The sequence below is a fragment of the Rhodobacter sp. SGA-6-6 genome, from assembly GCF_011043545.1.
GTDB lineage: Bacteria > Pseudomonadota > Alphaproteobacteria > Rhodobacterales > Rhodobacteraceae > Pseudogemmobacter.
The window spans coordinates 330,887-352,518 of sequence record NZ_JAAKGP010000001.1 but is presented as its reverse complement, the minus strand read 5'-3'; the positions used below and the strand labels follow the sequence as shown (position 1 = coordinate 352,518).

22 protein-coding genes are annotated in these 21,632 nt (G+C 70.4%); 14 read left to right on the top strand and 8 right to left on the bottom strand.

Annotated features, from left to right (window positions below; genetic code table 11):
- The first annotated feature begins 43 nt into the window (after nt 1–43).
- Nucleotides 44–1,594 carry an FAD-dependent oxidoreductase gene (locus G5B31_RS01695; protein ID WP_165013159.1) on the top strand — a complete coding sequence of 517 codons (1,551 nt, stop codon included), beginning with the start codon at nt 44–46 and terminating at the stop codon, nt 1,592–1,594.
- Nucleotides 1,591–1,806 carry a DUF2783 domain-containing protein gene (locus G5B31_RS01690; protein WP_165013157.1) on the top strand — a complete coding sequence of 72 codons (216 nt, stop codon included), beginning with the start codon at nt 1,591–1,593 and terminating at the stop codon, nt 1,804–1,806. Before G5B31_RS01695 ends, G5B31_RS01690 begins: the two co-directional genes overlap by 4 nt.
- Here G5B31_RS01690 and G5B31_RS01685 read toward each other — a convergent pair.
- The 3 genes from G5B31_RS01685 to G5B31_RS01675 form a co-directional block, all read right to left on the bottom strand.
- Nucleotides 1,791–2,525: a metallophosphoesterase gene (locus G5B31_RS01685; protein ID WP_165013155.1), complete on the bottom strand. Its 735-nt coding sequence runs from the start codon at nt 2,523–2,525 to the stop codon at nt 1,791–1,793. The genes G5B31_RS01690 and G5B31_RS01685 overlap by 16 nt on opposite strands.
- Nucleotides 2,526–2,622: 97 nt before the next feature.
- Nucleotides 2,623–4,215 (bottom strand): phosphoglycerate dehydrogenase, encoded by a 1,593-nt coding sequence (serA, locus tag G5B31_RS01680; protein WP_165013153.1) that lies wholly within the window; start codon nt 4,213–4,215, stop codon nt 2,623–2,625.
- 100 nt (nt 4,216–4,315) lie between these two features.
- Nucleotides 4,316–5,473 (bottom strand): phosphoserine transaminase, encoded by a 1,158-nt coding sequence (locus G5B31_RS01675; protein ID WP_165013151.1) that lies wholly within the window; start codon nt 5,471–5,473, stop codon nt 4,316–4,318.
- A gap of 131 nt (nt 5,474–5,604) precedes the next feature.
- Between G5B31_RS01675 and serB the strand changes: the two genes are divergently transcribed.
- The 3 genes from serB to G5B31_RS01660 are packed head-to-tail and all read left to right on the top strand — an operon-like array spanning nt 5,605 to nt 7,768.
- Complete coding sequence (gene serB, locus G5B31_RS01670; RefSeq protein ID WP_165013149.1) at nt 5,605–6,480, top strand: phosphoserine phosphatase SerB; 876 nt, start codon at nt 5,605–5,607, stop codon at nt 6,478–6,480.
- On the top strand, nt 6,477–6,956 hold the full coding sequence (locus tag G5B31_RS01665; protein ID WP_165013147.1) for a GNAT family N-acetyltransferase: 480 nt from the start codon (nt 6,477–6,479) through the stop codon (nt 6,954–6,956). Before serB ends, G5B31_RS01665 begins: the two co-directional genes overlap by 4 nt.
- Nucleotides 6,957–7,006: 50 nt before the next feature.
- Nucleotides 7,007–7,768, top strand: coding sequence for a TSUP family transporter (locus G5B31_RS01660; protein WP_165013145.1), 762 nt, complete (start codon nt 7,007–7,009; stop codon nt 7,766–7,768).
- 5 nt (nt 7,769–7,773) lie between these two features.
- Here G5B31_RS01660 and G5B31_RS01655 read toward each other — a convergent pair whose 3' ends face one another.
- A complete protein-coding gene (locus tag G5B31_RS01655) occupies nt 7,774–8,385 on the bottom strand; it encodes an enoyl-CoA hydratase/isomerase family protein (protein ID WP_165013143.1) in 612 nt (203 codons plus the stop codon).
- Nucleotides 8,386–8,916: 531 nt separating this feature from the next.
- On the opposite strand from G5B31_RS01655, the gene G5B31_RS01650 reads away from it, so the two are divergent.
- The 4 genes from G5B31_RS01650 to G5B31_RS01635 all read left to right on the top strand — a co-directional run bounded on the left by G5B31_RS01650 (nt 8,917) and on the right by G5B31_RS01635 (nt 14,230).
- Complete coding sequence (locus G5B31_RS01650; RefSeq protein WP_165013142.1) at nt 8,917–10,428, top strand: DUF2125 domain-containing protein; 1,512 nt, start codon at nt 8,917–8,919, stop codon at nt 10,426–10,428.
- A gap of 22 nt (nt 10,429–10,450) precedes the next feature.
- Nucleotides 10,451–11,998: a DUF2125 domain-containing protein gene (locus G5B31_RS01645; protein ID WP_165013140.1), complete on the top strand. Its 1,548-nt coding sequence runs from the start codon at nt 10,451–10,453 to the stop codon at nt 11,996–11,998.
- Nucleotides 11,999–12,114: 116 nt separating this feature from the next.
- Nucleotides 12,115–13,458, top strand: coding sequence for a TldD/PmbA family protein (locus G5B31_RS01640; RefSeq protein WP_165013138.1), 1,344 nt, complete (start codon nt 12,115–12,117; stop codon nt 13,456–13,458).
- Entirely contained in the window at nt 13,445–14,230 is a 786-nt protein-coding gene (locus tag G5B31_RS01635; RefSeq protein ID WP_165013136.1) for a 3'(2'),5'-bisphosphate nucleotidase CysQ, read from the top strand. Before G5B31_RS01640 ends, G5B31_RS01635 begins: the two co-directional genes overlap by 14 nt.
- A gap of 350 nt (nt 14,231–14,580) precedes the next feature.
- Here the strand turns inward: G5B31_RS01635 and G5B31_RS01630 are convergent, their stop codons facing one another.
- Complete coding sequence (locus G5B31_RS01630) at nt 14,581–15,540, bottom strand: L-malyl-CoA/beta-methylmalyl-CoA lyase (RefSeq protein WP_165013134.1); 960 nt, start codon at nt 15,538–15,540, stop codon at nt 14,581–14,583.
- A gap of 168 nt (nt 15,541–15,708) precedes the next feature.
- On the opposite strand from G5B31_RS01630, the gene G5B31_RS01625 reads away from it, so the two are divergent.
- The 5 genes from G5B31_RS01625 to G5B31_RS01605 are packed head-to-tail and all read left to right on the top strand — an operon-like array spanning nt 15,709 to nt 19,161.
- Nucleotides 15,709–16,326 carry an isoprenylcysteine carboxylmethyltransferase family protein gene (locus tag G5B31_RS01625; protein WP_165013132.1) on the top strand — a complete coding sequence of 206 codons (618 nt, stop codon included), beginning with the start codon at nt 15,709–15,711 and terminating at the stop codon, nt 16,324–16,326.
- A 7-nt stretch (nt 16,327–16,333) separates the two neighbouring features.
- A complete protein-coding gene (gene dgcA, locus G5B31_RS01620) occupies nt 16,334–17,296 on the top strand; it encodes an N-acetyl-D-Glu racemase DgcA (protein ID WP_165013130.1) in 963 nt (320 codons plus the stop codon).
- Between the two features lie 4 nt (nt 17,297–17,300).
- The gene (locus G5B31_RS01615) at nt 17,301–18,161 is read left to right on the top strand and encodes a D-amino-acid transaminase (protein ID WP_165013128.1); all 861 of its coding nucleotides are present in this window, start codon (nt 17,301–17,303) and stop codon (nt 18,159–18,161) included.
- Nucleotides 18,162–18,163: 2 nt separating this feature from the next.
- The gene (locus tag G5B31_RS01610) at nt 18,164–18,865 is read left to right on the top strand and encodes an AzlC family ABC transporter permease (protein WP_165013126.1); all 702 of its coding nucleotides are present in this window, start codon (nt 18,164–18,166) and stop codon (nt 18,863–18,865) included.
- Nucleotides 18,862–19,161 carry an AzlD domain-containing protein gene (locus G5B31_RS01605; RefSeq protein ID WP_165013124.1) on the top strand — a complete coding sequence of 100 codons (300 nt, stop codon included), beginning with the start codon at nt 18,862–18,864 and terminating at the stop codon, nt 19,159–19,161. The genes G5B31_RS01610 and G5B31_RS01605 overlap by 4 nt, the downstream gene beginning before the upstream one ends.
- A gap of 6 nt (nt 19,162–19,167) precedes the next feature.
- On the opposite strand, the gene G5B31_RS01600 is transcribed toward G5B31_RS01605, so the two are convergent.
- From G5B31_RS01600 to G5B31_RS01590, 3 genes are all read right to left on the bottom strand, one after another.
- Nucleotides 19,168–20,337 carry a calcium-binding protein gene (locus tag G5B31_RS01600; protein WP_165013122.1) on the bottom strand — a complete coding sequence of 390 codons (1,170 nt, stop codon included), beginning with the start codon at nt 20,335–20,337 and terminating at the stop codon, nt 19,168–19,170.
- 233 nt (nt 20,338–20,570) lie between these two features.
- On the bottom strand, nt 20,571–20,885 hold the full coding sequence (locus tag G5B31_RS01595; RefSeq protein WP_165013119.1) for a DUF1244 domain-containing protein: 315 nt from the start codon (nt 20,883–20,885) through the stop codon (nt 20,571–20,573).
- The gene (locus G5B31_RS01590) at nt 20,878–21,615 is read right to left on the bottom strand and encodes an N-formylglutamate amidohydrolase (protein ID WP_165013118.1); all 738 of its coding nucleotides are present in this window, start codon (nt 21,613–21,615) and stop codon (nt 20,878–20,880) included. The genes G5B31_RS01595 and G5B31_RS01590 overlap by 8 nt, the downstream gene beginning before the upstream one ends.
- Between the last annotated feature and the right edge of the window lie 17 nt (nt 21,616–21,632).

Sequence of the window (21,632 nt, the reverse complement as noted above, 5' to 3'; positions counted from 1 at the left end):
GAGTATTTTCGCCAAGATGAAGGGCAGCATCCGGGGAGGGAAGATGCCTTACGACTACAAGCCTTTCGACTATGTGCCCCCGCCGGGGCTGCGCGGGCCGGAGCCTCGGCAGCGGGTTGCCATCGTCGGCGCCGGGCCGATCGGCCTCGCCATGGCGATCGAACTGGCCAACCATGGCGTCGCTGCGGTGGTGCTGGACGACAACAACGTGGTCTCGGTCGGCAGCCGGGCGATCTGCTGGTCGAAGCGGGCGCTGGAAATTCTCGACCGGCTGGGGGTCGGCGCGGCTTGCGTGCAGAAGGGCGTGACCTGGAAGGTCGGGCGCACCTTCCACCGCGAGGCGGAGGTGTTCAACTTCGACCTGCTGCCCGAGGACGGCCACAAGATGCCGGCCTTCGTGAACCTGCAGCAGTATTGGGTCGAGGAATATCTGGTAGAACGGGCGCAGGCGCTTGGCATCGACCTGCGCTGGAAGAACAGGGTGGTGGGGCTGGCGCAGCACCCGGACCATGCCGTGCTGACGGTGGAGACGCCGGACGGGACCTATGCGCTGGAGGCCGACTGGGTGGTGGCCTGCGACGGGTCGCGCAGTCCGGTGCGGGGGATGCTGGGGCTGGACTTCGAGGGCGAGCTGTTCGAGGAACGCTTCCTGATCGCCGACATCGAGATGGAGGCGGATTTCCCCTCCGAACGCCGGTTCTGGTTCGAGCCGGCCTTCCACAACGGCCAGTCGGCGCTTCTGCACAAGCAGCCCGACAACATCTACCGCATCGACCTTCAACTCGGCTGGACCACCGACCCGGAGGTGGAGAAGCAGCCCGAGCGGATCATCCCGCGGATCGAGCGGGTGGTGGGGCACCGCGATTTCAAGCTGGACTGGACCTCGATCTACACCTTCCAGTGCCGGCGGCTGCGGCATTTCGTGCATGACCGGGTGATCTTCGCCGGCGACTCGGCGCATCTGGTCTCGCCCTTCGGCGCGCGCGGCGGGAATTCCGGCCTGCAGGATGTGGATGCGCTGGGCTGGCGGCTGGCGGCGGTGGTGCGCGGCGAGGCGCCGGTCGCCGCGCTGGCGGCCTATGACCGCGAGCGGTGCTTCGGCGCCGACGAGAACCTTCTGAACTCCTCGCGCTCGACGCGATTCATGTCGCCCGCGGAGGGGGTGGAGCGGCTGTTCCGCGATGCCGTGCTGCATCTGGCGGGGCGGGCGGATTTCGCCCGGCCGATGGTGAATTCGGGCCGGCTGTCGGTGCCCTGCATCTATCCTTTGCACGCGCCGGATGTGGCGGGCCTGCCGGACAAGGCGAGGCCGGGGGCGGTGGCGCCGGATGCGCCGCTCGAGGACGGTTGGCTGCTGGAGGCGCTGGCGGGGGGCTTCACGGTGCTGGCGCTCGGGCAGGAGGCGCCGGAAGTGCCGGGCACCCGTGCCCTGTCGCCGGCGCTGACCGAGACTCTGCGGAAGCGCTATCTCGGCGGGGCGGAGAAGGCGTTGTATCTGATCCGGCCTGACCAGGTGGTGGCGGCGCGCTGGACCGGCGCCACGCCGGAGGAAGTTGCCGAAGCCCTCGCCGCGGCCCGGGAGGGACGGACATGAGCCATCTGATCACCACGCCGAACATTGCCGATGCCGATACCTTCTACGCCAGCCTGCTGGCCGCCCACCGGGGCCTGACCGAGGCGGAAAGCCATGCGCTGAACGCCCGGCTGGTGCTGGTGCTGGCCAACCACATCGGCGACCGCAAGGTGCTGGAACTGGCGCTGGCGCTGGCCCGCGACGGGGCCCAGACGGTTCAGCCCGCCGGCTGAAGCGGCACCCGTCCCTGCGGCGTCAGCAGGAAGACCTCGTGCCCCTCCACCGCCACGGCGGAGACCGGGCCGCCATAGGCGGCGGAGCTGTCGATGTTCACCCGGTTGCCGTAATGGGTGGGGGCGTCGATGGCGGTATGGCCGTGGATCACCAGCGGGCCGAAGCTGCCGGTGAACTTCAGGAACGGGTCGCGGATCCAGATCAGGTCGGTCTCGGTCTGGTCCTGCAACGCCACGCCGGGGCGGATGCCGGCATGGGCGAACAGCACCTCGCCGATCCGGTGCGACGAGGGAAGGGTTTCGAGAAACTCCCGATGCGCCTGCGGCACCGCCGCCGCGGCATCGGCATGGACGGCGGCGATGGGCCGGTCCCCGGCCGAGCGGATGCCGTAGGATTGCAAGGTCTCCACCCCGCCGATGCGGGGATGCAGCCAGGAAAGGTCGGGGCGCAGCCCGGGCTCGGCCTCGGCCGGGTCGCGCAGGAAGCGCCAGAACATGCGGTCGTGGTTGCCCTTCAGCACCACCCAGTCGCGCCCCTCGGCAAGGCCCCGCATCAGCCAGTCGATCACGCCCCGGCTGTCGGCGCCGCGGTCCACCAGGTCGCCCACATGCACCACCGGCGCCGCGCCGTTCCGCGCCATGTCGGCCGCGATCAGGTCGTGGACGCCCTGCAGCAGGCCGAGGTGCCCGTGGATGTCGCCGACGGCATAGGCGCGCATGGGATGCCTTTCGCGGGTGGCAGGCGCCGGGGGACTTCACGTCCCCCGGACCCCCTGTGGAGTATTTCCGTCGAGAGGAAGAGGCAAGGGCCACCTCTTACGCACCCGCGAAGTGCAGCGGTTTCACCTGCTGGAACAGGCCGGTGGATTCCAGCGTCTGCACCACCTTCGGGTCGATCTGCTGGTCCAGATACAGCAGCGCGATGGCGTCCTGCCCCACCCCCGACCGGCCGAGAGTGAAGTTGGCGATGTTCACCCCGTTCTTGCCCATGGTCATGCCGAGAAGGCCGATGATGCCCGGCACGTCCTCGTTGGTGGTGTAGAGCATGTGCTCGCCCACCTCGGCGTCGATGTTGATCCCCTTGATCTGGATGAACCGCGGCTTGCCGTCCGAGAAGCAGGTGCCGGCGATGGACCGCTCGCGCTTGTCGGTCACCATCGTCACCTTGACATAGGCGTCGAAGACCCCGGTCTTGTCCTGGCGGGTGGTCGAGATCTGGATGCCCTTGTCCTTGGCAACCACCGGCGCGGAGACCAGGTTCACATCCGGGTTCTGCGCCTTCAACACGCCGGCGATGACCGACTGGTTCAGCGCCGCCACGTTCATCTCGGCCACGCGGCCGTCGTAGAGGATGTTGATGGCCTTGATCGGCTCGTCGGTCATCTGGCCGATGAAGGCGCCGAGGTGGGAGGCGAGTTTCACCCATGGTCCCATCACGGCGGCTTCCTCGGCGCTGACGTTCGGCATATTCAGCGCGTTCTGCACCGCGCCGGTCAGCAGGTAGTCCGACATCTGCTCGGCCACCTGCAGGGCCACGTTCTCCTGCGCCTCGGTGGTGGAGGCGCCGAGGTGGGGGGTCACCACCACGTTGGGGTGGTTGAACAGCAGGTTCTCGGTGGCAGGCTCCACCTCGAACACGTCCAGCGCGGCACCGGCGACATGGCCCGCATCCAGCGCGTCCTTCAGCGCCGCCTCGTCCACCAGACCGCCGCGGGCGCAGTTGATGATGCGGACGCCCTTTTTCGTCTTCGCCAGGTTCTCGCGCGACAGGATGTTGCGGGTCTTGTCGGTCAGTGGCACGTGCAGGGTGATGAAGTCGGCCCGGGCCAGCAACTCGTCCAGGTCCACCTTGGTCACGCCCATGGCCTTGGCGCGGTCCTCGGACAGGAAGGGATCGTAGGCGATCACCTTCATGTGCAGCCCCACCGCGCGGTCGCAGACGATGCCGCCGATGTTGCCGGCGCCGATCACGCCGAGGGTCTTGTTGAACAGCTCCACCCCCATGAAGCGCGATTTCTCCCATTTGCCGGCATGGGTGGAGGCATTGGCCTCGGGGATCTGCCGGGCCAGGGCGAACATCAGCGCGATGGCGTGTTCGGCGGTGGTGATCGAGTTGCCGAAGGGCGTGTTCATCACGATGACGCCCTTCTTGGACGCCGCCGGGATGTCCACGTTGTCCACCCCGATCCCGGCGCGGCCGACCACCTTCAGCCTTGTGGCATTGGCCAGCAGCTTCTCGGTGACCTTGGTGGCGGAACGGATGGCGAGGCCGTCGTAATTGCCGATGATCTCGGCCAGCTTTTCCTTGTCCTTGCCGAGCTTCGGCAGGTAGTCGACCTCGACCCCGCGGTCGCGGAAGATCTGGACGGCGGTTTCGGAAAGTTCGTCGGAAACGAGGACTTTGGGCATGAGAGTGACCTGTAGGTTTCTGGGACATCGCGTCCCGGGCCTGACCCGGGACCTCTTGTGATGAAGGGAGGCCCCGGATCAGATCCGGGGCGGGGTTGGCTCAAGCGGCCTCGGCCAGCGCCGCAATCTCGGCGCGGTAGGCCCATTCGATCCAGGGCAGCAGCGCGGCCACATCGGCGGTTTCCACCGTCGATCCGCACCAGATCCGCAGGCCCGGGGGCGCGTCGCGGTAGGCGCCGAGGTCGTAGCCCGCCCCCGCCGTCTCGATCCGTTTCGCCACCGCCTTGGCGAAGGCTGCGCCGTCCACGATCCGCGGGTCGGTGAACTTCAGGCAGACGCTGGTGGTGGAGGCGATCTCCGGCGTCTCGGCCAGATTGGCGATCCAGTCGCGGCTGGCGCAGAAGTCCCAGACCGTCTTCGCATTCGCCTCGGCCCGGGCGATCAAGCCCCTGAGGCCGCCGACCGACTTCGCCCATTTCAGCGCCACGAGGTAATCCTCGTTCGCCAGCATCGAGGGGGTGTTGATGGTCTCGCCGGCGAAGATGCCTTCGTTCAGCTTGCCCTTGGCGGTCAGCCGGAAGATCTTCGGCAGCGGCCAGGCGGGGGTGTAGGTCTCCAGCCGCTCCACCGCGCGGGGGGACAGGATCAGCATCCCATGCGCGCCCTCGCCGCCGAGGACCTTCTGCCAGGAGAAGGTTACGACGTCCAGCTTGTCCCAGGGCAGGTCCATGGCGAAGGCGGCGCTGGTGGCGTCGCAGATCGTCAGGCCCAGCCGGTCCGCCGGGATGGCATCGCCGTTCGGGACCCGGCAGCCCGAGGTGGTGCCGTTCCAGGTGAAGACCACATCGCGGTCGAAATCGACGGTGGTCAGGTCGACGATCTGCCCATAGGGCGCGCGCCGCACCGTGGCATCCAGCTTCAGCTGCTTGACCACATCGGTGACCCAGCCCTCGCCGAAGCTTTCCCAGGCCAGCATCTCGACCGGCCGGGCGCCCAGCAGGCTCCACAGCGCCATTTCGACGGCGCCGGTGTCCGAGGCGGGGACGATGCCGATGCGATAGCCGTTCGGAACGCCGAGGATTTCGCGCGTCAGGTCGATGGCTTCCTTCAGCTTCGCCTTGCCCACGGCGGCGCGGTGGCTGCGGCCCAGGGGGGCGCCCGCCAGCAAGTCCAGGGAATAATCGGGGATCTTTGCGCAGGGGCCCGAGGAGAAACGCGGGTTTGCCGGCAGCGCGGCCGGGGTCTTCAAGTCGGTCATGGTAGCCTTCCAGCTAAAAGCCCTTCGTTGGGGAAGGGTGTCCCGCCGCGGGGAATAGCGGCAGCGCGGCTCTGGCACAAGCGGGAAAATCGCGGTAATGCGCCGCATCATCGAGCAAAAGCGACAGGCCCATGTTCACCGTCACCCTGCTGACCGATCCCGAGACCCCGGTGCTGGACCGCGCTTTGGTCGAGTCCCTCCGCAACGCCTGGGGCGGCGGCGAGGCGCGCTGGCTGGACCCGGGCGTGGCGGCGGAGTTCGCGGTGGAGGCGATGCCGGCCAATCAATGGGAGGTCTGGGAAAGCCTGCAACCGCTGCGGGTGGACCTTGCGATCCAGCCGAGCGAGGGCCGCCGGAAACGGCTGCTGATCGCCGACATGGATTCGACGATGATCCGGCAGGAATGCATCGACGAATTGGCCGAGGAGGCCGGGGTCGGCGCCCATGTCGCCGGGATCACCGCGCGGGCGATGAACGGCGAGCTGGACTTCGAGGCCGCGCTGCGCGAGCGGGTGGGCCTGTTGAAGGGCCTGCCCGAAGAGGTGATCGCCCGGGTGCTGCGCGACCGGATCACGCTGATGCCCGGGGGGCCGGCGCTGCTGGCGACGATGCGGGCGAACGGCGGGCATACCGCGCTGGTCTCGGGCGGGTTCACTGCCTTCACCGCGGCGATTGCCGAGCGGCTGGGGTTCCACGAGAACCGGGCCAACCTGCTGCTGGCCGAAGGCGGGGTGCTGGTCGGGACCGTGGCGGAGCCGATCCTCGGCAAGGAGGCCAAGTTGCTGGCGTTGCAGGAGATTTGCGCCCGGCTGGGGATTTCCCCGGCCGATGCCATTGCCGTGGGCGACGGCGCCAACGACCTGCCGATGCTGCTGGCCGCCGGGACGGGGGTGGCGCTGCACGCCAAGCCGAAGGTGCAGGCCGAATGCAGCGTGCGGGTGAACCACGGCGACCTGACCGCGCTGCTTTACCTGCAAGGCTATGGCCGAGAGGAGTTTTCGGAATGATCGTTCGCAATGCCGCGCCGGAGGATGCCGGGGCCATGGCCGCGCTCCTGAATGCCATCATCGTCCTCGGCGGCACCACCGCGCACCAGCACCCGAAGACCGAGGCGCAGGTGCGTGCCGACTACATCGACGGGCCGGAGGCGCTGACCTGCGTGGTGGCGGAAGAGGACGGGCAGGTGATCGGCTTCCAGGCGGTCGGGGTCTGGCCGGGACTGCCCCGGGGCTGGGGCGACATCGGCACCTTCGTCGCGCCGGGGGTGCAGGCCAAGGGGACCGGCGCGGCGCTGTTCGCCGCCACCTGCGCGGCGGTGCGGGCGAAAGGGCTGGCGACGCTGAACGCCACCATCCGGGCCGACAACGTGCCGGGTCTGGCCTATTACGGCCGCATCGGTTTCACCGACTACGCCCGGGACCCCGACTGGGCGCTGGAGGACGGGCGCAAGGTCGGCCGCGTCTCGCGCCGGTTCGACCTGTAGCCTTCGCGCGGGGGCTTGCCGCCCGTCCCGGGACAGGCCACAAGCCGGGGATGTTCGAGATTGCCACCGATCTTGCGGTTCTGCTGGTGCTTGCGGCGGTCGTCGCGGGCTTCGTGGATGCCATCGCCGGCGGCGGCGGGCTGATCACGGTGCCGGCGCTGCTGCTGGCCGGGGCCAGCCCGGTCGAGGCGCTGGCGACCAACAAGCTGCAAGGCACCTTCGGCTCGGCCACCGCTTCGCTGGCCTATGCCAGGGCCGGGCATGTGCGGCTGCGCGACCAGGCCGGGATGGCGGCGATTTCCGGCCTCGGCGGGGCCGGCGGCGCGCTGCTGGCGCATCTGATCCCGGCCGAGGTGCTGCGGCTGGTGATGCCGGCGGTCCTGATCGGCGTCGCCGCCTTCTTCGCCTTCCGCAAGGGCCTGAGCGATGCCGACCGGGTGGAGCGGATGCGGCCCGGCGTCTTCGCCTTCACCGCGGTGCCGCTGATCGCCGCCTATGACGGGCTGTTCGGGCCGGGGACCGGCAGTTTCTTCATGATCGCCTTCGTGGCGCTGGCCGGCTTCGGGGTGCTGAAGGCGACGGCGCATACCAAGCTGCTGAACTTCGCCTCCAACCTCGGCTCGCTGCTGGTCTTCGCCTTCTCGGGGGTCATGTGGTGGATGACCGGGCTGGCGATGGCCCTCGGGCAGGTGCTGGGGGCGGCGCTCGGCGCAAGGCTGGCGATGCGGGTGGGCGCGCGGGTGATCCGGCCGCTGCTGGTGGCGACCTCGACCGCGATGGCGCTGCGGCTGATCTGGCAGGCCCTGGGGTAGCCGCCTCAGACCATCCGCTTGATCGCGGCGGCGTGGCCGGGGCCGGCCGCCAGCACATCGGCGCAAAGGCTGCGGGCGCTGTCCAGCAGGCTCTCGGCCGGAACGATGCGGTCGATCAGGCCCCAGGACAGGGCCTCCTCGGCTTCCACCCTTGCGCCGGCCATCAGGATCAGCTTCGCCCGCGCCGGGCCGACCAGCGCGGCAAGGCGGGCGGGGTCCGAGGGCTGCGGCAGGTAGCCGAGCCGCATCACCGGGTAGAACACCTTGGCCCCCGGCACCGCGAGGCGCAGGTCGCAGGCCAGCGCCATGCCGCAGGCGCCGCCGGCCAGGGTGCCGTTCAGCGCGGCCACGGTCAGGCCGGGGAATGCGGCGATGGCGGCGGAGAGCCGCTCCCACAGCGGCGAGGTGGCAAGGCCCGCAGCGGCGGCCTCCAGATCGGCCCCGGCCGAGAACACCCGGCCCTCGCCGGTGAGGATCAGCGCCCTGGCCTTTCCGGCGCCCTCGACGGCGAGGGCGAGGGCTTCCAGCATGTCGGCGGTCAAGGCATTGGCCTTGTCCGGCCGGTTCAGGCGGAGCACCCGCAGGAGGCCGTCGGTTTCGTCCTGGATCTGGATCATGGCGCGGCTCCTTTGCTGGCGGTTTCTTAGGAGGGAACGGGAAGGCGCGCAATCGGGGAGGGCGGACCGGCGGGGAGACCCCGCCCTACCCGGAGAGGGCGGATCGGCGGGGTGAACCCCGCCCTACGAGGATCATTCCGGCCGGTCCGGCGGGTGGGGCCGGTGTAGGGCGGGGTTCACCCCGCCTTTGCGCCGGTGCATTGGCGAAGGCGTGTGCCTTCGCCACGGCGGAACATCCCCTTGTCCGGCCGGGTGCCCCAAGCACCCGGCCAGCGCCCGCCCGCCCCTCGGCGGGCGCTTCTCGCCCGCCGGGTCGGGCGCTGGCCTCTCGGGGTTCAGGGCTGCCACCGCCTCCGGTTGACATGTCACGCACGGGCGGGGCGAGGCAGTGCCTCGCCTGTTCCCGCCCGGGTCAGGCGAGGAAGAGCCCACGTCAGGAATGCCTGCCATCCCTGCGGCGCCTTTCCTCTTGCGCCCGCGGCCCGCGGGCGACACCATGGCGGCGGCATTGAAAAAACCTGGGGTTCGATCATGTATTCCCGCCTTTCCGGCGCCACGGCGCTTGCCTTGGCCCTGTCCGCGCAATCCGCGCTGTCCCTGACGCCCGAAGAGGCCTGGGAGGGCTGGCAGGCGATGTCCGCCGCGGCGGGCCAGACGATCAGCGCCACCGGCACGGCGCGCAACGGCGACACGCTGGTGGTCAGCGGTATCTCGGTGGGGATGACCGTGCCCGACGGCCCGGTGATCGCCTCCACCATCCCCGAGGTCAGCTTCCGCGACCTCGGCGACGGCTCGGTCGAGATCACCTATCCGCCGGCCTATGACGTGAATCTGACCGCCACCGAGGGCAGCGACAAGTCCTCCGCCACGCTGGTGGTGGGACAGGAGGAGATGAAGGTCGTCGCCTCCGGCACCGTCGATGCGCCGAAGTTCGACTTCACCGCCAAGGCGCTGACGCTGACGGCCAAGGACGTGACCGATGCCGAGGGCAAGCCGGTGGACGTGACCGGCGGGCTGACGCTTTCCGGCCTCAGCGGCAGCTATGCCGCCACGCCCTCCGGCGGCGGGCAGAGCTACGATTCCACCTTCGCCGCCACCAGCATGGCGCTGGCGGTGAAGGGCAGCGAGCCGGAGCAGAACACCACCTTCGACGTGACCCTGACCGTGGCCGAGCCGAAGTTCGGCGGCAAGTCGGTGATGGTCTCGCCCGAGCTGATGCAGGCGGGGAACATGTCGGCGGCGCTGGCGGCGGGCTTCATGGTCGACGGCAGCTACGGCACCGGCCCCATCGCCCTGTCGGTGGATGCGACCGAGGCCGGCAAGCCCGGTCATGTCGAGGTGGCGCTGGCCGGCAGCAGCGCGCATGTGAAGTTGGACGCGCAGCGGATGGACTATGCCTTCGGCGTGACCGGCGGCACCGTCAACGCCACCGGCTTCGACATCCCGATGCCGATGGTGGAGGGCGCCTTCGCCGAGATCGCCTATGGCGTGGCGATGCCGGTGGCCAAGGCGACCGAGCCCTCGGATTTCTCGGCCCTGTTCAGGATGGTCGACCTGACCATGACCGAGGACCTGTGGAACATGTTCGACCCGGGCGGCGCGCTGAAGCGCGATCCGGTCACGGCGATCCTGGACGTGAAGGGCACCGGCGCCTGGCAGGTCGACATCCTCGACCCGGCGGTGCAGATGGACGGGCCGGAGCTGCCGGTGAAGCTGTTCTCGCTGGACCTGACGCAGGTGCTGGCCAAGGCGGCGGGGGCGCAGGTGGCGGCGACCGGCGCGCTGACCTTCGACAACGCCGACCTCGCCTCCTACGGCGGCTTTCCGGCGCCGGAGGGCAAGGTCACCGTCACGCTGGACGGGATCAACGCGCTGATGGATGCGCTGGTGGCGATCGGCGTGGTGTCCGAGGACGACGTGATGGGCGCGCGGATGGGGCTGGCGATGATGGCAAAGCCCGGCGCGGGGCCGGACCAGCTGGTCTCGGAGATCGAGTTCCGGGCGGGCGGCAGCCTCTTCGTCAACGGCGTGCAGATGCAGTAGGCGCAAGGGAAAGGACGGCCCCATGACCCTGCTTCGCCCCGCCGCGCTGGCGCTGATCGCGCTGGCCCCCGTGCCTGCGCTGGCCGACACCACGCCAGAGGCGGTCTGGGCGCTGATGCAGCAGGGGGTGGAGGGGCTGTCCGCCACCGCCAGCCGCCGCGGCGATGCGCTGGTGCTGTCGCATGGCCAGGTCGATCTGGACGACGGGCCGATCCTGCTGCTGCCGGACTTCACCCTGCGGCAGGTGGGCGGCGCGGTGGCGCTGGAACTGCCGCCGCGCTTTCCGCTGGTGCTGCAGCTGCCGCCCAAGGCGGGCGGGCCGGAGAAGCTGACCCTGCAGGTGGCGGCCCCCGACCTGGCCGCCACCTTCCGCGACATCGGGCCCGAGGCGGTGGACGTGTCGCTGCGGGCGGGCTCGGTCTCGGCCTCGCTCGACCCGCTGGCGCAGGGGCTGGGGGTGACGGCCCCGCCGGACCTGTTCGTGGCGCTGGCGGCGGCCGACTTGGCGCTGGACTGGAAGAGCAACCTGCCGGAACGGGCGGAGGCTTTCGCCAGGGGGCAGGCCAGCCTGGGCACGCTGCATTTCGAGATGCGGGCGGACATCCCGGCCGAGGGGGCGAAGGGCAGCATCGCGCTGGACCTGTCGGCGGTGAAGGCCGATCTGGACGCCTTCCTGCCCGCCGGCGGGCAGGACGTGCTGGACAAGATGGAGGACCGGCCCGAGCCGCCGTTCCATTCGCTGCTGGACCTGCTGGACCGGGGGATGCGGCTGAAGGGGACCGTCGCCCACGGGCCGCTGGCGCTGGTGATGGACCTGCCGCAGACGCCGGACGGGCCTGTGGCGCTGGACCTGACCGCGGCCTCGGGCGACGGGATGCTGTCGCTGGACCGCAAGGGGCTGGCCTATGACATCGGCTCCTCCACCGTGGCGATGGCGTTCCGGGGCCGCACGCCCGAAATCCCGGTGGACCGCTTCGCCCTGACCGCCGGGGAACTGCGCGAGGCGCTGCGGCTGGATTTCCCGGCTGCGGGCGTTGCCGCGCCGGGCTGGCATGTGCTCTACCGCTTCGCCGGGATCACCGTGTCGGACGAGCTGTGGAACCTCGCCGACCCCGGCCGCACCTTGCCGCGCGATCCGATGTCGCTGGTGTTGGACGCAACCGGAACCTATACCCCGGACCCGCGGCTGCTGGCGCCCGGCGGCTGGACTCCCGGACCGCAGGACCTGCCCGTCACCGACCTGACGCTGACCCTGACCGAGGCGCTGGTGGAAGGCGCCGGGCTGCGCATCGCCGGCACCGGCGACCTGGTCTTCTACTTCGCCGACCGCAGCCGCTATGTCGAGGAGGTGCCGATGCCGGAGGGCAAGCTGTCCTTCCTGACCACCGGGGCCAATGCGCTGATCGACCGGCTGGCCAAGCTGGGGCTGATGTCCGAGGACGAGGTCTCGGGGATGCGCTTCGGCCTGCTGTTCCTGGGCCGCGCGGTGCCCGGGCAGCTGGACCAGCTGGCCACCGACCTGGAGTTCCGCGGCGGATCGTTCCTGCTGAACGGCCAGAAGATCCGCTAGAGCCTGTCCGACAAAGGTGGAATCCGGTTTTGTCGAAGGACAGGCGACCGCTATGGCCGCCGGCCTTGCGCCGGCCTGCGCGGGGGACTACCTCAGACCGGCCAAAGGAGCCCGCCATGACCGCATCCCTTTCCGCTCTGACCGAGGCGCTTCTGGCCGCCGCGAAGAAGGCCGGGGCCGAGGCCGCCGATGCGCTGGCCGTGACCGGCCAGTCGCTGACGGTGGACCTGCGGCAGGGCCGGCTGGAACAGGCCGAGCGCGCCGAAGGCACCGAGATCGGCCTGCGGGTGCTGATCGGCCGGCGGCAGGCCTGCGTCTCGGCCTCCGACACCTCGGCGGCGACCATCGCGGCGCTGGCCGAACGCGCCGTGGCGATGGCGCGCGAGGCGCCGGAGGACCCGACCGCCGGGCTGGCCGACCCGTCGCAGCTGACCGCCATCCGGGACGGCGATGCGCTGGACCTCTGCGACCCTTCGCCCGAACCCGCCGCCGCCGCGCTGGAGGCGCAGGCGCGCGCGGCCGAGGCGGCGGCGCTGGCGGCGAAGGGGATCACCCAGGTCGAGACCTCGGCCAGCTGGTCGCGGCGCGGGATGCACCTGGCGGCGACCAATGGTTTTGCCGGCGGCTATGCCCGCAGTTCGCAGTCGCTCTCCGCCGTGGCCTTCTGCGGCGAGGGCACGGCGATGGAGCGGGACTGGGCCGGCGAGGGCCGGGTCTACGGCGCCGACATGCCGGCGGCGGCCGGGATCGGCGCGCTGGCGGCGGAACGGGCGCTGGCCCGGCTGGGCGCGGTGAAGCCGCCGACCGGACATTTCCCGGTGCTCTATGACGAAAGGGTGGCGGCCTCGCTGATCGGGCACCTGCTGTCGGCGATCAACGGCACCGCCATCGCCCGCGGCGCAAGCTGGGCGGCCGGGCTGATGGGCGAGCCGGTGCTTCCGCCGGGGATGTCGCTGGTCGAGGACCCGCACCGGCCGCGCATCGGCGCCTCGCGTCCCTTCGATGCCGAGGGGCTGGCGACTGCGCCTCGGGCGCTGGTGCAGGACGGGGTGCTGCAATCCTGGGTGCTGGACCTGGCCACCGGGCGCAAGCTGGGGCTGGCTTCCACCGGCAATGCCTCGCGCGGGCCCTCGGCGCCGCCCTCGCCCGCCACCAGCTGCGTGGACCTGACGCAAGGCACGCAGAGCCGCGAGGAGCTGCTGGCGGCGATGGGGACCGGGCTTCTGGTCACCTCGATGATCGGATCGACCATCAACCCGACGACGGGGGATTATTCCCGCGGCGCCTCGGGCTGGTGGGTGGAAGGCGGGCGGCCGGTGCATCCGGTGCATGAATGCACCATCGCCGGCAACCTGAAGGACATGCTGCGGCGGATCATCCCGGCGAACGACGCGCGCGAACATCTGTCGCTCCGCGTGCCCTCGCTGCTGGTCGAGGGGCTGACGCTTGCGGGAAGCTGAGGACCTTTCGCTGCTGGAAGCGGCGGCGCGCGAGGCCGGCGAGGTGGCGCTGCGCTATTGGCGCAAGTCGCCGAAATCCTGGGACAAGGGCGAAGGCGCCGGGCCGGTGTCCGAGGCCGACCTGGCCGTGAACGCGGCGCTGGAGGCGCATCTGCGCGGGGCACGGCCGGATTACGGCTGGCTGTCCGAGGAATCGCCCGACGGGCCGGAGCGGCTGGCGGCGGAGCGGCTGTTCATCCTCGATCCCATCGACGGCACGCGGGCCTTCCTGGAGGGCGAGGAGAACTTCGCCCTGTCGCTGGCGGTGGTGGCCGGCGGGCGGCCGGTGGCGGGGGTGGTCTACCTGCCCGCCAGGCGCCAGCTTTATACCGCCTCCGCCGGGGGGCCGGCGCTGCGGAACGGCAGGGAAATCGCCTGCGGCACACGCGCGGCGCTGGAGGGCGCCGACGTGCTGACCACCCGCGCCGCGCTGGCGCCCGAGCACTGGCCGCGCGGGGTGCCGGCGCTGAAACGCAGCTTCCGGTCATCGCTGGCCTACCGGCTGTGCCTGGCGGCCGAGGGGCGGCACGACGCCATGCTGACCCTGCGCCCGGCCTGGGAATGGGACATCGCCGCCGGCACACTGATCGCCGAGCGCGCGGGCTGCGCGGTGACCGACCCGCAGGGCCGCGCGCTGGCGCTGAACGCCGAGGTGCCGCGGGCGACCGGGGTGGTGGCGGCCAATCCGGCGCTGCATGGCGCGCTGCTGGCCGCCCTGGGGCACGGCGGCTGAGGCCGGAGCCGGGGGCGCTTCGCCCCCCGGACCCCCCGAGGATATTTTAAGTCCAGAAAGAGGAGAGGGCCCTTGTCCTCTTTCTGGACTTAAATATCCCCGCGCGGCGCGCACGTCCGAGCCGGTTGCGCGCTTGCGCGCAGAGGCGAGATGCGACCTTGCGGCGAAGCCGCTCGACTGAACTTGCAACAGCCCGCGGCCTGAGGCCACGGGCTGCGCGTCTGCCCGACTGCCGCGGGGGCCTCCTCTCCCCTGATCGCGGCGCGGGGATCTCTGCGGAATGCCCGTTTCGCGGGCTTCCCTAGCGTCAAGGCTGCTCTCCGGGCGGGCAACCTGTCAAGGATTCCCTGTCAGCCGCCGGCGATGATCTCGGCCTGCCGCACGATCACTTCCGCCTGCCGCATCGAGGCGATGTCCACCAGCCGGCCCTTGTAGACCGCCGCGCCCTGGCCGGCGGCCTTGGCCTCTTCCATCGCGGCGAGGATCTCGCGCGCCTCGGCCACCGCGGCCTCGGAGGGGGTGAAGACCTCGTTCGCCAGCGCCACCTGCTTCGGGTGGATCGCCCATTTGCCGACCATGCCGAGGGTGGCGGAGCGGCGGGCCTGCGCCCGGAAGCCCTCGTCGTCGGAGAAGTCGCCGAAGGGGCCGTCCACCGGCAGCACGCCATGGGTGCGGCAGGCGGCAACAATGGCGGCCTGCGCCCAATGCCAGGGGTCGGACCAGTATTTCTGGCCCTCGCGGTGCATGTAGTAGTTCTCCTGCGTGCCGCCGATGCCGGTGGTCTGCATCCCCATGCTGGCGGCGAAATCGGCCGCGCCCAGGCTCATCGCCTGCAGCCGGGGGCTGGAGGCGGCGATCTCCTCGACATGGGCGATGCCGGCGGCGGTCTCGATGATGACCTCAAGGCTGATCGGCTTCCGGCGGCCCTTGGCGCGCTCGATGGCGGTGACCAGCGCGTCCACCGCATAGACATCCGCCGCGCAGCCGACCTTGGGGATCATGATCTGGTCCAGCCGGTCGCCGGCGTTTTCCAGCACCTGCACCACGTCCTGATACCAGTAAGGCGTGTCCAGCCCGTTGATCCGCACCGAGAGGGTCTTCTTGCCCCAGTCGATGCTGTCGATCGCCTGAATGATGTTCGCCCGCGCCTGCGGCTTGTCGGCCGGGGCGACGGAATCCTCCAGGTCGAGGTTGATCACATCCGCGGCACTGGCCGCCATCTTCTCGAACAGCGCCGGGCGAGAGCCGGGGCCGAACAGCTGGCAGCGGTTGGGGCGGGCGGGGGCGGTGGGTTGCAGGCGGAAGCTCATGGATCACCGTGAAATCATGTTTCGTCAGGATTGATGGTTTCGGTATAATATTGCTTTCGCAAATGCAATGCCGCCGTGCAGCATGATCCGGAAGTGAATCGTCCGCCGCTTGACGCCCGCAGGGGCAAGGCGCAGAACGGCGGTCCAACAGCCCCGAAAGGCCCGGCCATGACCGAGAGCATCGCCCGTTATCCGCTGGAACGGCTGCGCATCACCATCCTGCGCGCCACCTTCCTTCTGTGCCTGCCGCTGATCCTGTTCACCCGCTCGGCCTGGATGGAGCCGGAGTGGCTGTTCGAGATTCTGGAGGCCTTCGGCATCTTCGCGGTCATCGCCGGGGTGCTGGGGCGGTTCTGGGCCATCCTCTACATCGGCGGCCGCAAGAACCATCGGGTGATGCAGGACGGCCCCTATTCGATGTGCCGCCACCCGCTGTATTTCTTCTCGACGCTGGCGGTGGTGGGGTTCGGGCTGATGTTGGGCAGCCTGGTGCTGACGGTGCTGCTGGGGGGCCTGACCTTCCTGATCCTGTCGCAGACGGCGGCGCGCGAGGAGGCCCGGCTGCGCGAGATGTTCCCCGGCGCCTATGAGGCCTATGCCGCCCGGGTGCCGCGCATCCTGCCCGATCCGCGGCTGTTCCGCACCGACGAGGAGGTGGTGTTCTCGGTCAGCCAGCTGCGGCGCAACTTCGCCGATGCGCTGGTGTTCCTGGCCTTCATCCCGCTGGCCGAGCTGATGGAATGGCTGAAGCATATCCAGGCGGTGCCGTCGATCGCGCTCTGGTAGGCCGAAGATGATCGCCGCCCGCGCCGAGACCTTCCCGCTTCGCAATCCCTTCACCATCAGCCGCGGCTCGAAGACCGAGGCGCGGGTGGTGACGGCCACGGTCGCCCGCGACGGGCATCGCGGCTGGGGCGAGGGGCTGCCCTATCCGCGCTATGGTGAGACGGTGGAGGAGGCGGTGGCCGCCATCGCGGCGCTGCCGGAAGGGATCGGCCGGGCGGAATTGCAGCAGGCGATGAAGCCGGGTGCGGCGCGCAATGCGGTGGATTGCGCGCTGTGGGACCTGGAGGCCAAGGCCAGCGGCTGCCGGGTCTGGCAACTGGCCGGGCTGGCGGAGCCGCGGCCGGTGGAGATCGCCTTCACCCTGTCGCTCGACACGCCCGAAAGGATGCGCGAGGCGGCGGCGCGCAATGCGCATCGGGCGGTGCTGAAAGTGAAGCTGGGCACCCCCGCTGACATGCCGCGGATCGAGGCGGTGCGGCAAGGTGCGCCTTCCGTCCGCCTGATCGTGGACGCGAACGAGGGCTGGACGCCGGAGGTCTATACCGACCTTGCCCCGCACCTGATCCGGCTCGGGGTGGAGATGGTGGAGCAGCCCTTGCCGCAGGGTGCCGACGGGATGCTGGCCGAGATCGCAAGGCCGCTGCCGGTCTGCGCCGACGAATCCGCCCATGACGCCGCCTCGCTGGCCGGGCTGATCGGCAAGTATGACGTGGTGAACCTGAAGCTGGACAAGACCGGCGGGCTGACCGAGGCGCTGCGGGCGCGGGACGAGGCCCGGCGGCTGGGGCTGAAGGTGATGGTGGGCTGCATGATCTCCACCAGCCTGTCGATGGCCCCGGCGATCCTGGTGGCGCAGGGCGCCGACTGGTCCGATCTTGACGGCCCCGCCGACATGGCCGAAGACCGGGCGCATCCGGTCCGCTACGACGACCGCCACATCCACCCGGCTTCGCCCGCGCTTTGGGGATAAACGCATGACCCGCACCGTCTATCTGAACGGCGACTACCTGCCCGAGACCGAGGCCAAGGTCTCGATCTTCGACCGCGGCTTCCTGATGGCGGACGGGGTCTACGAGGTGACCTCGGTTCTGGGCGGCAAGCTGGTCGACTTCGCCGGGCATGTGAAGCGGCTGCAACGCAGCCTCGACGAGCTGGAAATCCGCAACCCGCTGACCGAGGCGGAATGGCTGGAGGTCCACCGCCAGCTGGTGGCCCGCAACGGCATCGACGAGGGGATGGTCTACCTGCAGGTCACCCGCGGCAATCCGGGCGACCGCGATTTCGCCTTCCCGCCGGAGGATACCCCGCCCACCGTGGTGCTGTTCACCCAGGCCAAGGCGGGCCTTGCCGACAATCCGGCGGCAAAGACCGGCTGGCGGGTGATCTCGGTCCCCGACATCCGATGGGGCCGGCGGGACATCAAGACGGTGCAGCTGCTGTATCCCTCGATGGGCAAGATGATGGCGAAGAAGGCGGGCGTGGACGACGCCTGGTTCACCGAGGACGGCTTCGTCACCGAGGGCACCTCGAACAACGCCTATATCGTCAAGGGCAACCGCATCATCACCCGGGCGCTGTCGAACGACATCCTGCACGGCATCACCCGCGCCGCCGTGCTGCGCTTCGCCCGCGAGGCGCAGATGGAGGTGGAGGAGCGCAGCTTCACCATCGACGAGGCGAAACAGGCGGACGAGGCCTTCATCACCTCGGCCTCGGCCTTCGTGATGCCGGTGGTGCAGGTGGACGGCGCGGCGCTCGGCACCGGCAAGCCGGGGCATGTGGCGACCCGGCTGCGCGAGATCTATCTGGAAGAGATGCGGAAGGCCGCCGTCTGACCGTGGAGCCCCGCGCGCCTTTCGGCTGGCAGGGCTTTCGCCGCGGCTTCCGCGTCGGGGTTGCGCTGGGGACGGCGATCTTCGTCTACGGGCTGGCCTTCGGGCTGGTGGCGGCGCAGGCGGGCCTCAGCTGGGGCTGGGCACTGGCGATGTCGGCCACGGTGTTTTCCGGCTCCGCCCAGCTGGCGGCGCTGTCGGTGGTGCAGGCCGGGCAGGCGACGCTGCTGACGCTGTTCGCCACCGTGCTGGTGATGAATGCGCGCTACCTGCTGTTCGGCGCGACGATCCAGCCCTGGCTGAGCGCGGCCGGGCCGCTGCGGGGCTATGCCAGCCTGCTGATGATCGGCGATGCCAACTGGATCGCCACCATGCGCGCGGCCGGGAAGGGCGAGGCGGACCGGGCCTATCTGGCCGGCACCGGAGTGCCGCTGATGGGCGCCTGGCTGGGCGGAACCGCGGTCGGCGTGGTCTTCGGGCGGGTGCTGCCGGACCCCCATGCCTTCGGCGCCGACATGATGCTGCCGGCCTTCGCCGCCGCGATGATGGCGGTGATGATGAAGGGGAGGTCCAGCCTGGTGCCGGTGGCGGTGGGGGCTGCGTCGGCGCTGCTGGTCACGCCGCTGGCGGGCAACGGCTGGGGCATCGTGGCGGCGGGGCTGGCGGGGGCCGCAGTGGCGGCCGCGCGGCCGGAGGCGGGGACATGACCCCTTCGTTGCCCGCCATGTTGGCGGTGATGGCGGCGGCGGCGCTGCTCTGCCGCTTTGCCGGCTATGCGGCGATGCGGTTCCTGCCGCGCTCGGCCCGGCTGGATGCGGCGCTGAAGGCCACCCCGCTGGCGGTGATGGCCGGGATCGCCGCGCAGGCGCTGGCCGCGGGCGGGCTGGTCGAGGCGCTGGCGCTTGCCACCGCCATCGCCCTGTCGGCGATCAGCCGCAACGACATCGCCGCCGCCCTCGCCGGTGTGGCGGTGGCGGCGGCGCTGCGGGCCGTGGGGCTGTAGAGCCGGTCAGGCCGCCGCGGCGGTCGCCGGCGCGTCCTGGACGATGCTGAAATCGGCAAGCTGCACGTCGTTGGCGGCGGTGCCGACCAGCCGCAGATAGGTTTCGCCGCCCGTCTGCACCAGCGTGTCGACCCCGCCCGAACCGTTCGCCTCCTGCGTCAGCGTGATCGTGGCCGAGGGCGGGATCACGTCGAAGACGATGGCATAGCCGTCCTGCCCGGCCACGTAGTCCGTCACCGTGGCAAGGCCGTCGGCATCGCCGTCGATCTCCACCATGTCCGAGCCCGCGCCGGTGGACAGGGCGACCGCGCCGCTGACCAGCAGCAGGTCCTCGCCCTCGCCGCCGCCCAGCGTGTCGCCCTCGCTGCCGATCAGCGTGTCGTCGCCGAGGCCGCCGGTGACCAGGTTGGCGCCCGCGCCGCCGTCCAGGTAATCGTTGCCGTTGCCGCCGCGCAGGATGTCGTCGCCGGCGCCGCCCAGCAGGGAATCGTCGCCGTCCTCGCCCATCAGCCGGTCGTCGCCGTCGCCGCCGAGAAGCGTGTCGTCGCCCAGGCCGCCCAGCATGAAGTCGTTGCCGAGCCCGCCGTCGAGCGCGTCGTCGCCCAGGCCGCCGAGAAGGGTATCGTTGCCCTCGTCGCCGAACAGCGCGTCGTCGCCGTCCTCGCCGAGCAGCCTGTCGTCGCCCGCGCCGCCATGCACGTCGTCGTCGCCCGCCAGGCCGTGAAGCACGTCGTTGCCCCCGTCGCCATGCAGCTGGTCTTCGCCCACGCCGCCGAAGAGGAAGTCCTCGCCCAGGCCGCCGTGCAGCGTGTCGTTGCCGTTGTCCCCGGCAAGGGTGTCGTCGCCGTCGTCGCCGTGGAGGTCGTCGTCTCCGCCCAGGCCGCGCAGGTTGTCGGCCCCCGCACCGCCGAGAAGCGTGTCGTCGCCCGCATTGCCCTGCAGGGTATCGTCGCCCTCGCCGCCGTCGACCAGGTCGCGGCCGCCGTTGCCGGTCAGCATGTCGCTGCCGGCCCCGCCCTCCAGCGTATCGCCGGCCGTGCCGCCCGTCAGGATGTCGTCGCCCTCGGTGCCCTGAAGATGCTGCGGGCTGTCCGCGGGATTGTCGTCATCGTCGTCGCTGTTGCTGTCGATCAGGAAGCCGACAAGCAGCAGGGGCAGGAGAAACATCAGTTCCATGGCAACCTCACAAAAGCAGCGGGAATCGGAGGCGTTAACCTCTCGTTAACCCGCAGCATTTCAGGTGTGGGGATGCAGTCAACGACATTCGGGCCGCGGCACCGGATTGCCGGTGGACGGCTGGACAATCCGGCGAAGGGGGCGGGATTGTCCTGCGGCGGGAATCAGTCCAGCGGGGCTGTCCGGCCTGTGCCGCCGATGAAATCTGGTAAATCCGGCAAATGTTAGGCGGATCAGCCGCGCGGGCCGACATTCTTGCGGAAGGCCTCCTCGAAGGCGGCCTTCTTGCCCTCGTCGGCCTCGGTCTGGTGCTGCGCCACCCAGTCGGCATAGGGCATCCCGTAGACCACCTCGCGCGCCGCGTCCTTCGACAGTTCGATGCCGCGCTCGGCCGCGGCCTCCTGATACCAGCGCGACAGGCAGTTGCGGCAGAAGCCGCCCAGGTTCATCAGGTCGATGTTCTGCACGTCCGGCCGCTTGACCATCAGGTGATGGACCAGCGCGCGGAAGGCGGCGGCCTCGATCTCGGTGCGGGTGCGGTCATCCATCGGCGATGTCCTCCAGGGCCTGTTCCAGCAGCGGCGCCAGCCGGTCGGCCCAGCGGGCCTGGTCCCCGGGCGTGGCGATCAGGTCGTTGCGCAGCTCGATCAGCGTGTTGTGGCGGCCATGGGCCAGCGCGTGCCGGTCGATGGCGTCGCCGGGAAGATGGCCCGAATAGGGCTCGTTGTCACCCGTGCAGATGTCGGTCTCGGCCTGAAGCCGCGCGATCAGGGCGCGCGACAGGCGGCCGTCCACCGGCGAATGCAGCACCCCGACATGCCAGGGCCGCGGCGGCCGGCCCTTCAGGCAGGGGGTGAAGCTGTGGATCGCCAGGATCACCGTGTCGGGCCGCCGGTCGGCCAGGCAGGCATAGGCGGCGTGATAGGGGCGGTAGAGCCGGGCCAGCCGCTCCTCGATGTCGTCGGCGGTCAGGTGGCGGTTGGCCGGGATGATGGTGCCGTCGTAAAGCCGCATCACCAGCGTCGGGTCGAACTCTCCGCGGTTGGGGTCGATCACCAGCCGGCTGAAGTCCGACAGGATCGCCGGGCTGTCCAGCCGCGCGGCCAGCGCGCGCGCCACCCCGGCGGCGCCGACGTCCCAGGCGATGTGGCGCGCCATGTCCTCGGCCGCGATGCCGAGGTCGCCGCCGGACACCCAGTCCGGCACCTTGTTGGCGGCATGGTCGCAGGTCACCAGCCAGCGGCCGGGACGGTCTTCTCCTTCCAGATGAAACGGCACTCGCTAACCCCCTAATT

Excerpts from the sequence above, each read along its gene's own strand:
- G5B31_RS01625 (WP_165013132.1), top strand. The coding sequence starts at position 15,709 with ATGACCGAGAGCATCGCCCGTTATCCGCTGGAACGGCTGCGCATCACC.
- serA (WP_165013153.1), bottom strand. The coding sequence starts at position 4,215 with ATGCCCAAAGTCCTCGTTTCCGACGAACTTTCCGAAACCGCCGTCCAG.
- G5B31_RS01660 (WP_165013145.1), top strand. The coding sequence starts at position 7,007 with ATGTTCGAGATTGCCACCGATCTTGCGGTTCTGCTGGTGCTTGCGGCG.
- G5B31_RS01600 (WP_165013122.1), bottom strand. The coding sequence starts at position 20,337 with ATGGAACTGATGTTTCTCCTGCCCCTGCTGCTTGTCGGCTTCCTGATC.
- G5B31_RS01605 (WP_165013124.1), top strand. The coding sequence starts at position 18,862 with ATGACCCCTTCGTTGCCCGCCATGTTGGCGGTGATGGCGGCGGCGGCG.
- G5B31_RS01690 (WP_165013157.1), top strand. The coding sequence starts at position 1,591 with ATGAGCCATCTGATCACCACGCCGAACATTGCCGATGCCGATACCTTC.
- serB (WP_165013149.1), top strand. The coding sequence starts at position 5,605 with ATGTTCACCGTCACCCTGCTGACCGATCCCGAGACCCCGGTGCTGGAC.
- G5B31_RS01615 (WP_165013128.1), top strand. The coding sequence starts at position 17,301 with ATGACCCGCACCGTCTATCTGAACGGCGACTACCTGCCCGAGACCGAG.
- G5B31_RS01650 (WP_165013142.1), top strand. The coding sequence starts at position 8,917 with ATGTATTCCCGCCTTTCCGGCGCCACGGCGCTTGCCTTGGCCCTGTCC.
- dgcA (WP_165013130.1), top strand. The coding sequence starts at position 16,334 with ATGATCGCCGCCCGCGCCGAGACCTTCCCGCTTCGCAATCCCTTCACC.
- G5B31_RS01685 (WP_165013155.1), bottom strand. The coding sequence starts at position 2,525 with ATGCGCGCCTATGCCGTCGGCGACATCCACGGGCACCTCGGCCTGCTG.
- G5B31_RS01645 (WP_165013140.1), top strand. The coding sequence starts at position 10,451 with ATGACCCTGCTTCGCCCCGCCGCGCTGGCGCTGATCGCGCTGGCCCCC.
- G5B31_RS01665 (WP_165013147.1), top strand. The coding sequence starts at position 6,477 with ATGATCGTTCGCAATGCCGCGCCGGAGGATGCCGGGGCCATGGCCGCG.
- G5B31_RS01595 (WP_165013119.1), bottom strand. The coding sequence starts at position 20,885 with ATGGATGACCGCACCCGCACCGAGATCGAGGCCGCCGCCTTCCGCGCG.
- G5B31_RS01675 (WP_165013151.1), bottom strand. The coding sequence starts at position 5,473 with ATGACCGACTTGAAGACCCCGGCCGCGCTGCCGGCAAACCCGCGTTTC.
- G5B31_RS01630 (WP_165013134.1), bottom strand. The coding sequence starts at position 15,540 with ATGAGCTTCCGCCTGCAACCCACCGCCCCCGCCCGCCCCAACCGCTGC.
- G5B31_RS01640 (WP_165013138.1), top strand. The coding sequence starts at position 12,115 with ATGACCGCATCCCTTTCCGCTCTGACCGAGGCGCTTCTGGCCGCCGCG.
- G5B31_RS01695 (WP_165013159.1), top strand. The coding sequence starts at position 44 with ATGCCTTACGACTACAAGCCTTTCGACTATGTGCCCCCGCCGGGGCTG.
- G5B31_RS01655 (WP_165013143.1), bottom strand. The coding sequence starts at position 8,385 with ATGATCCAGATCCAGGACGAAACCGACGGCCTCCTGCGGGTGCTCCGC.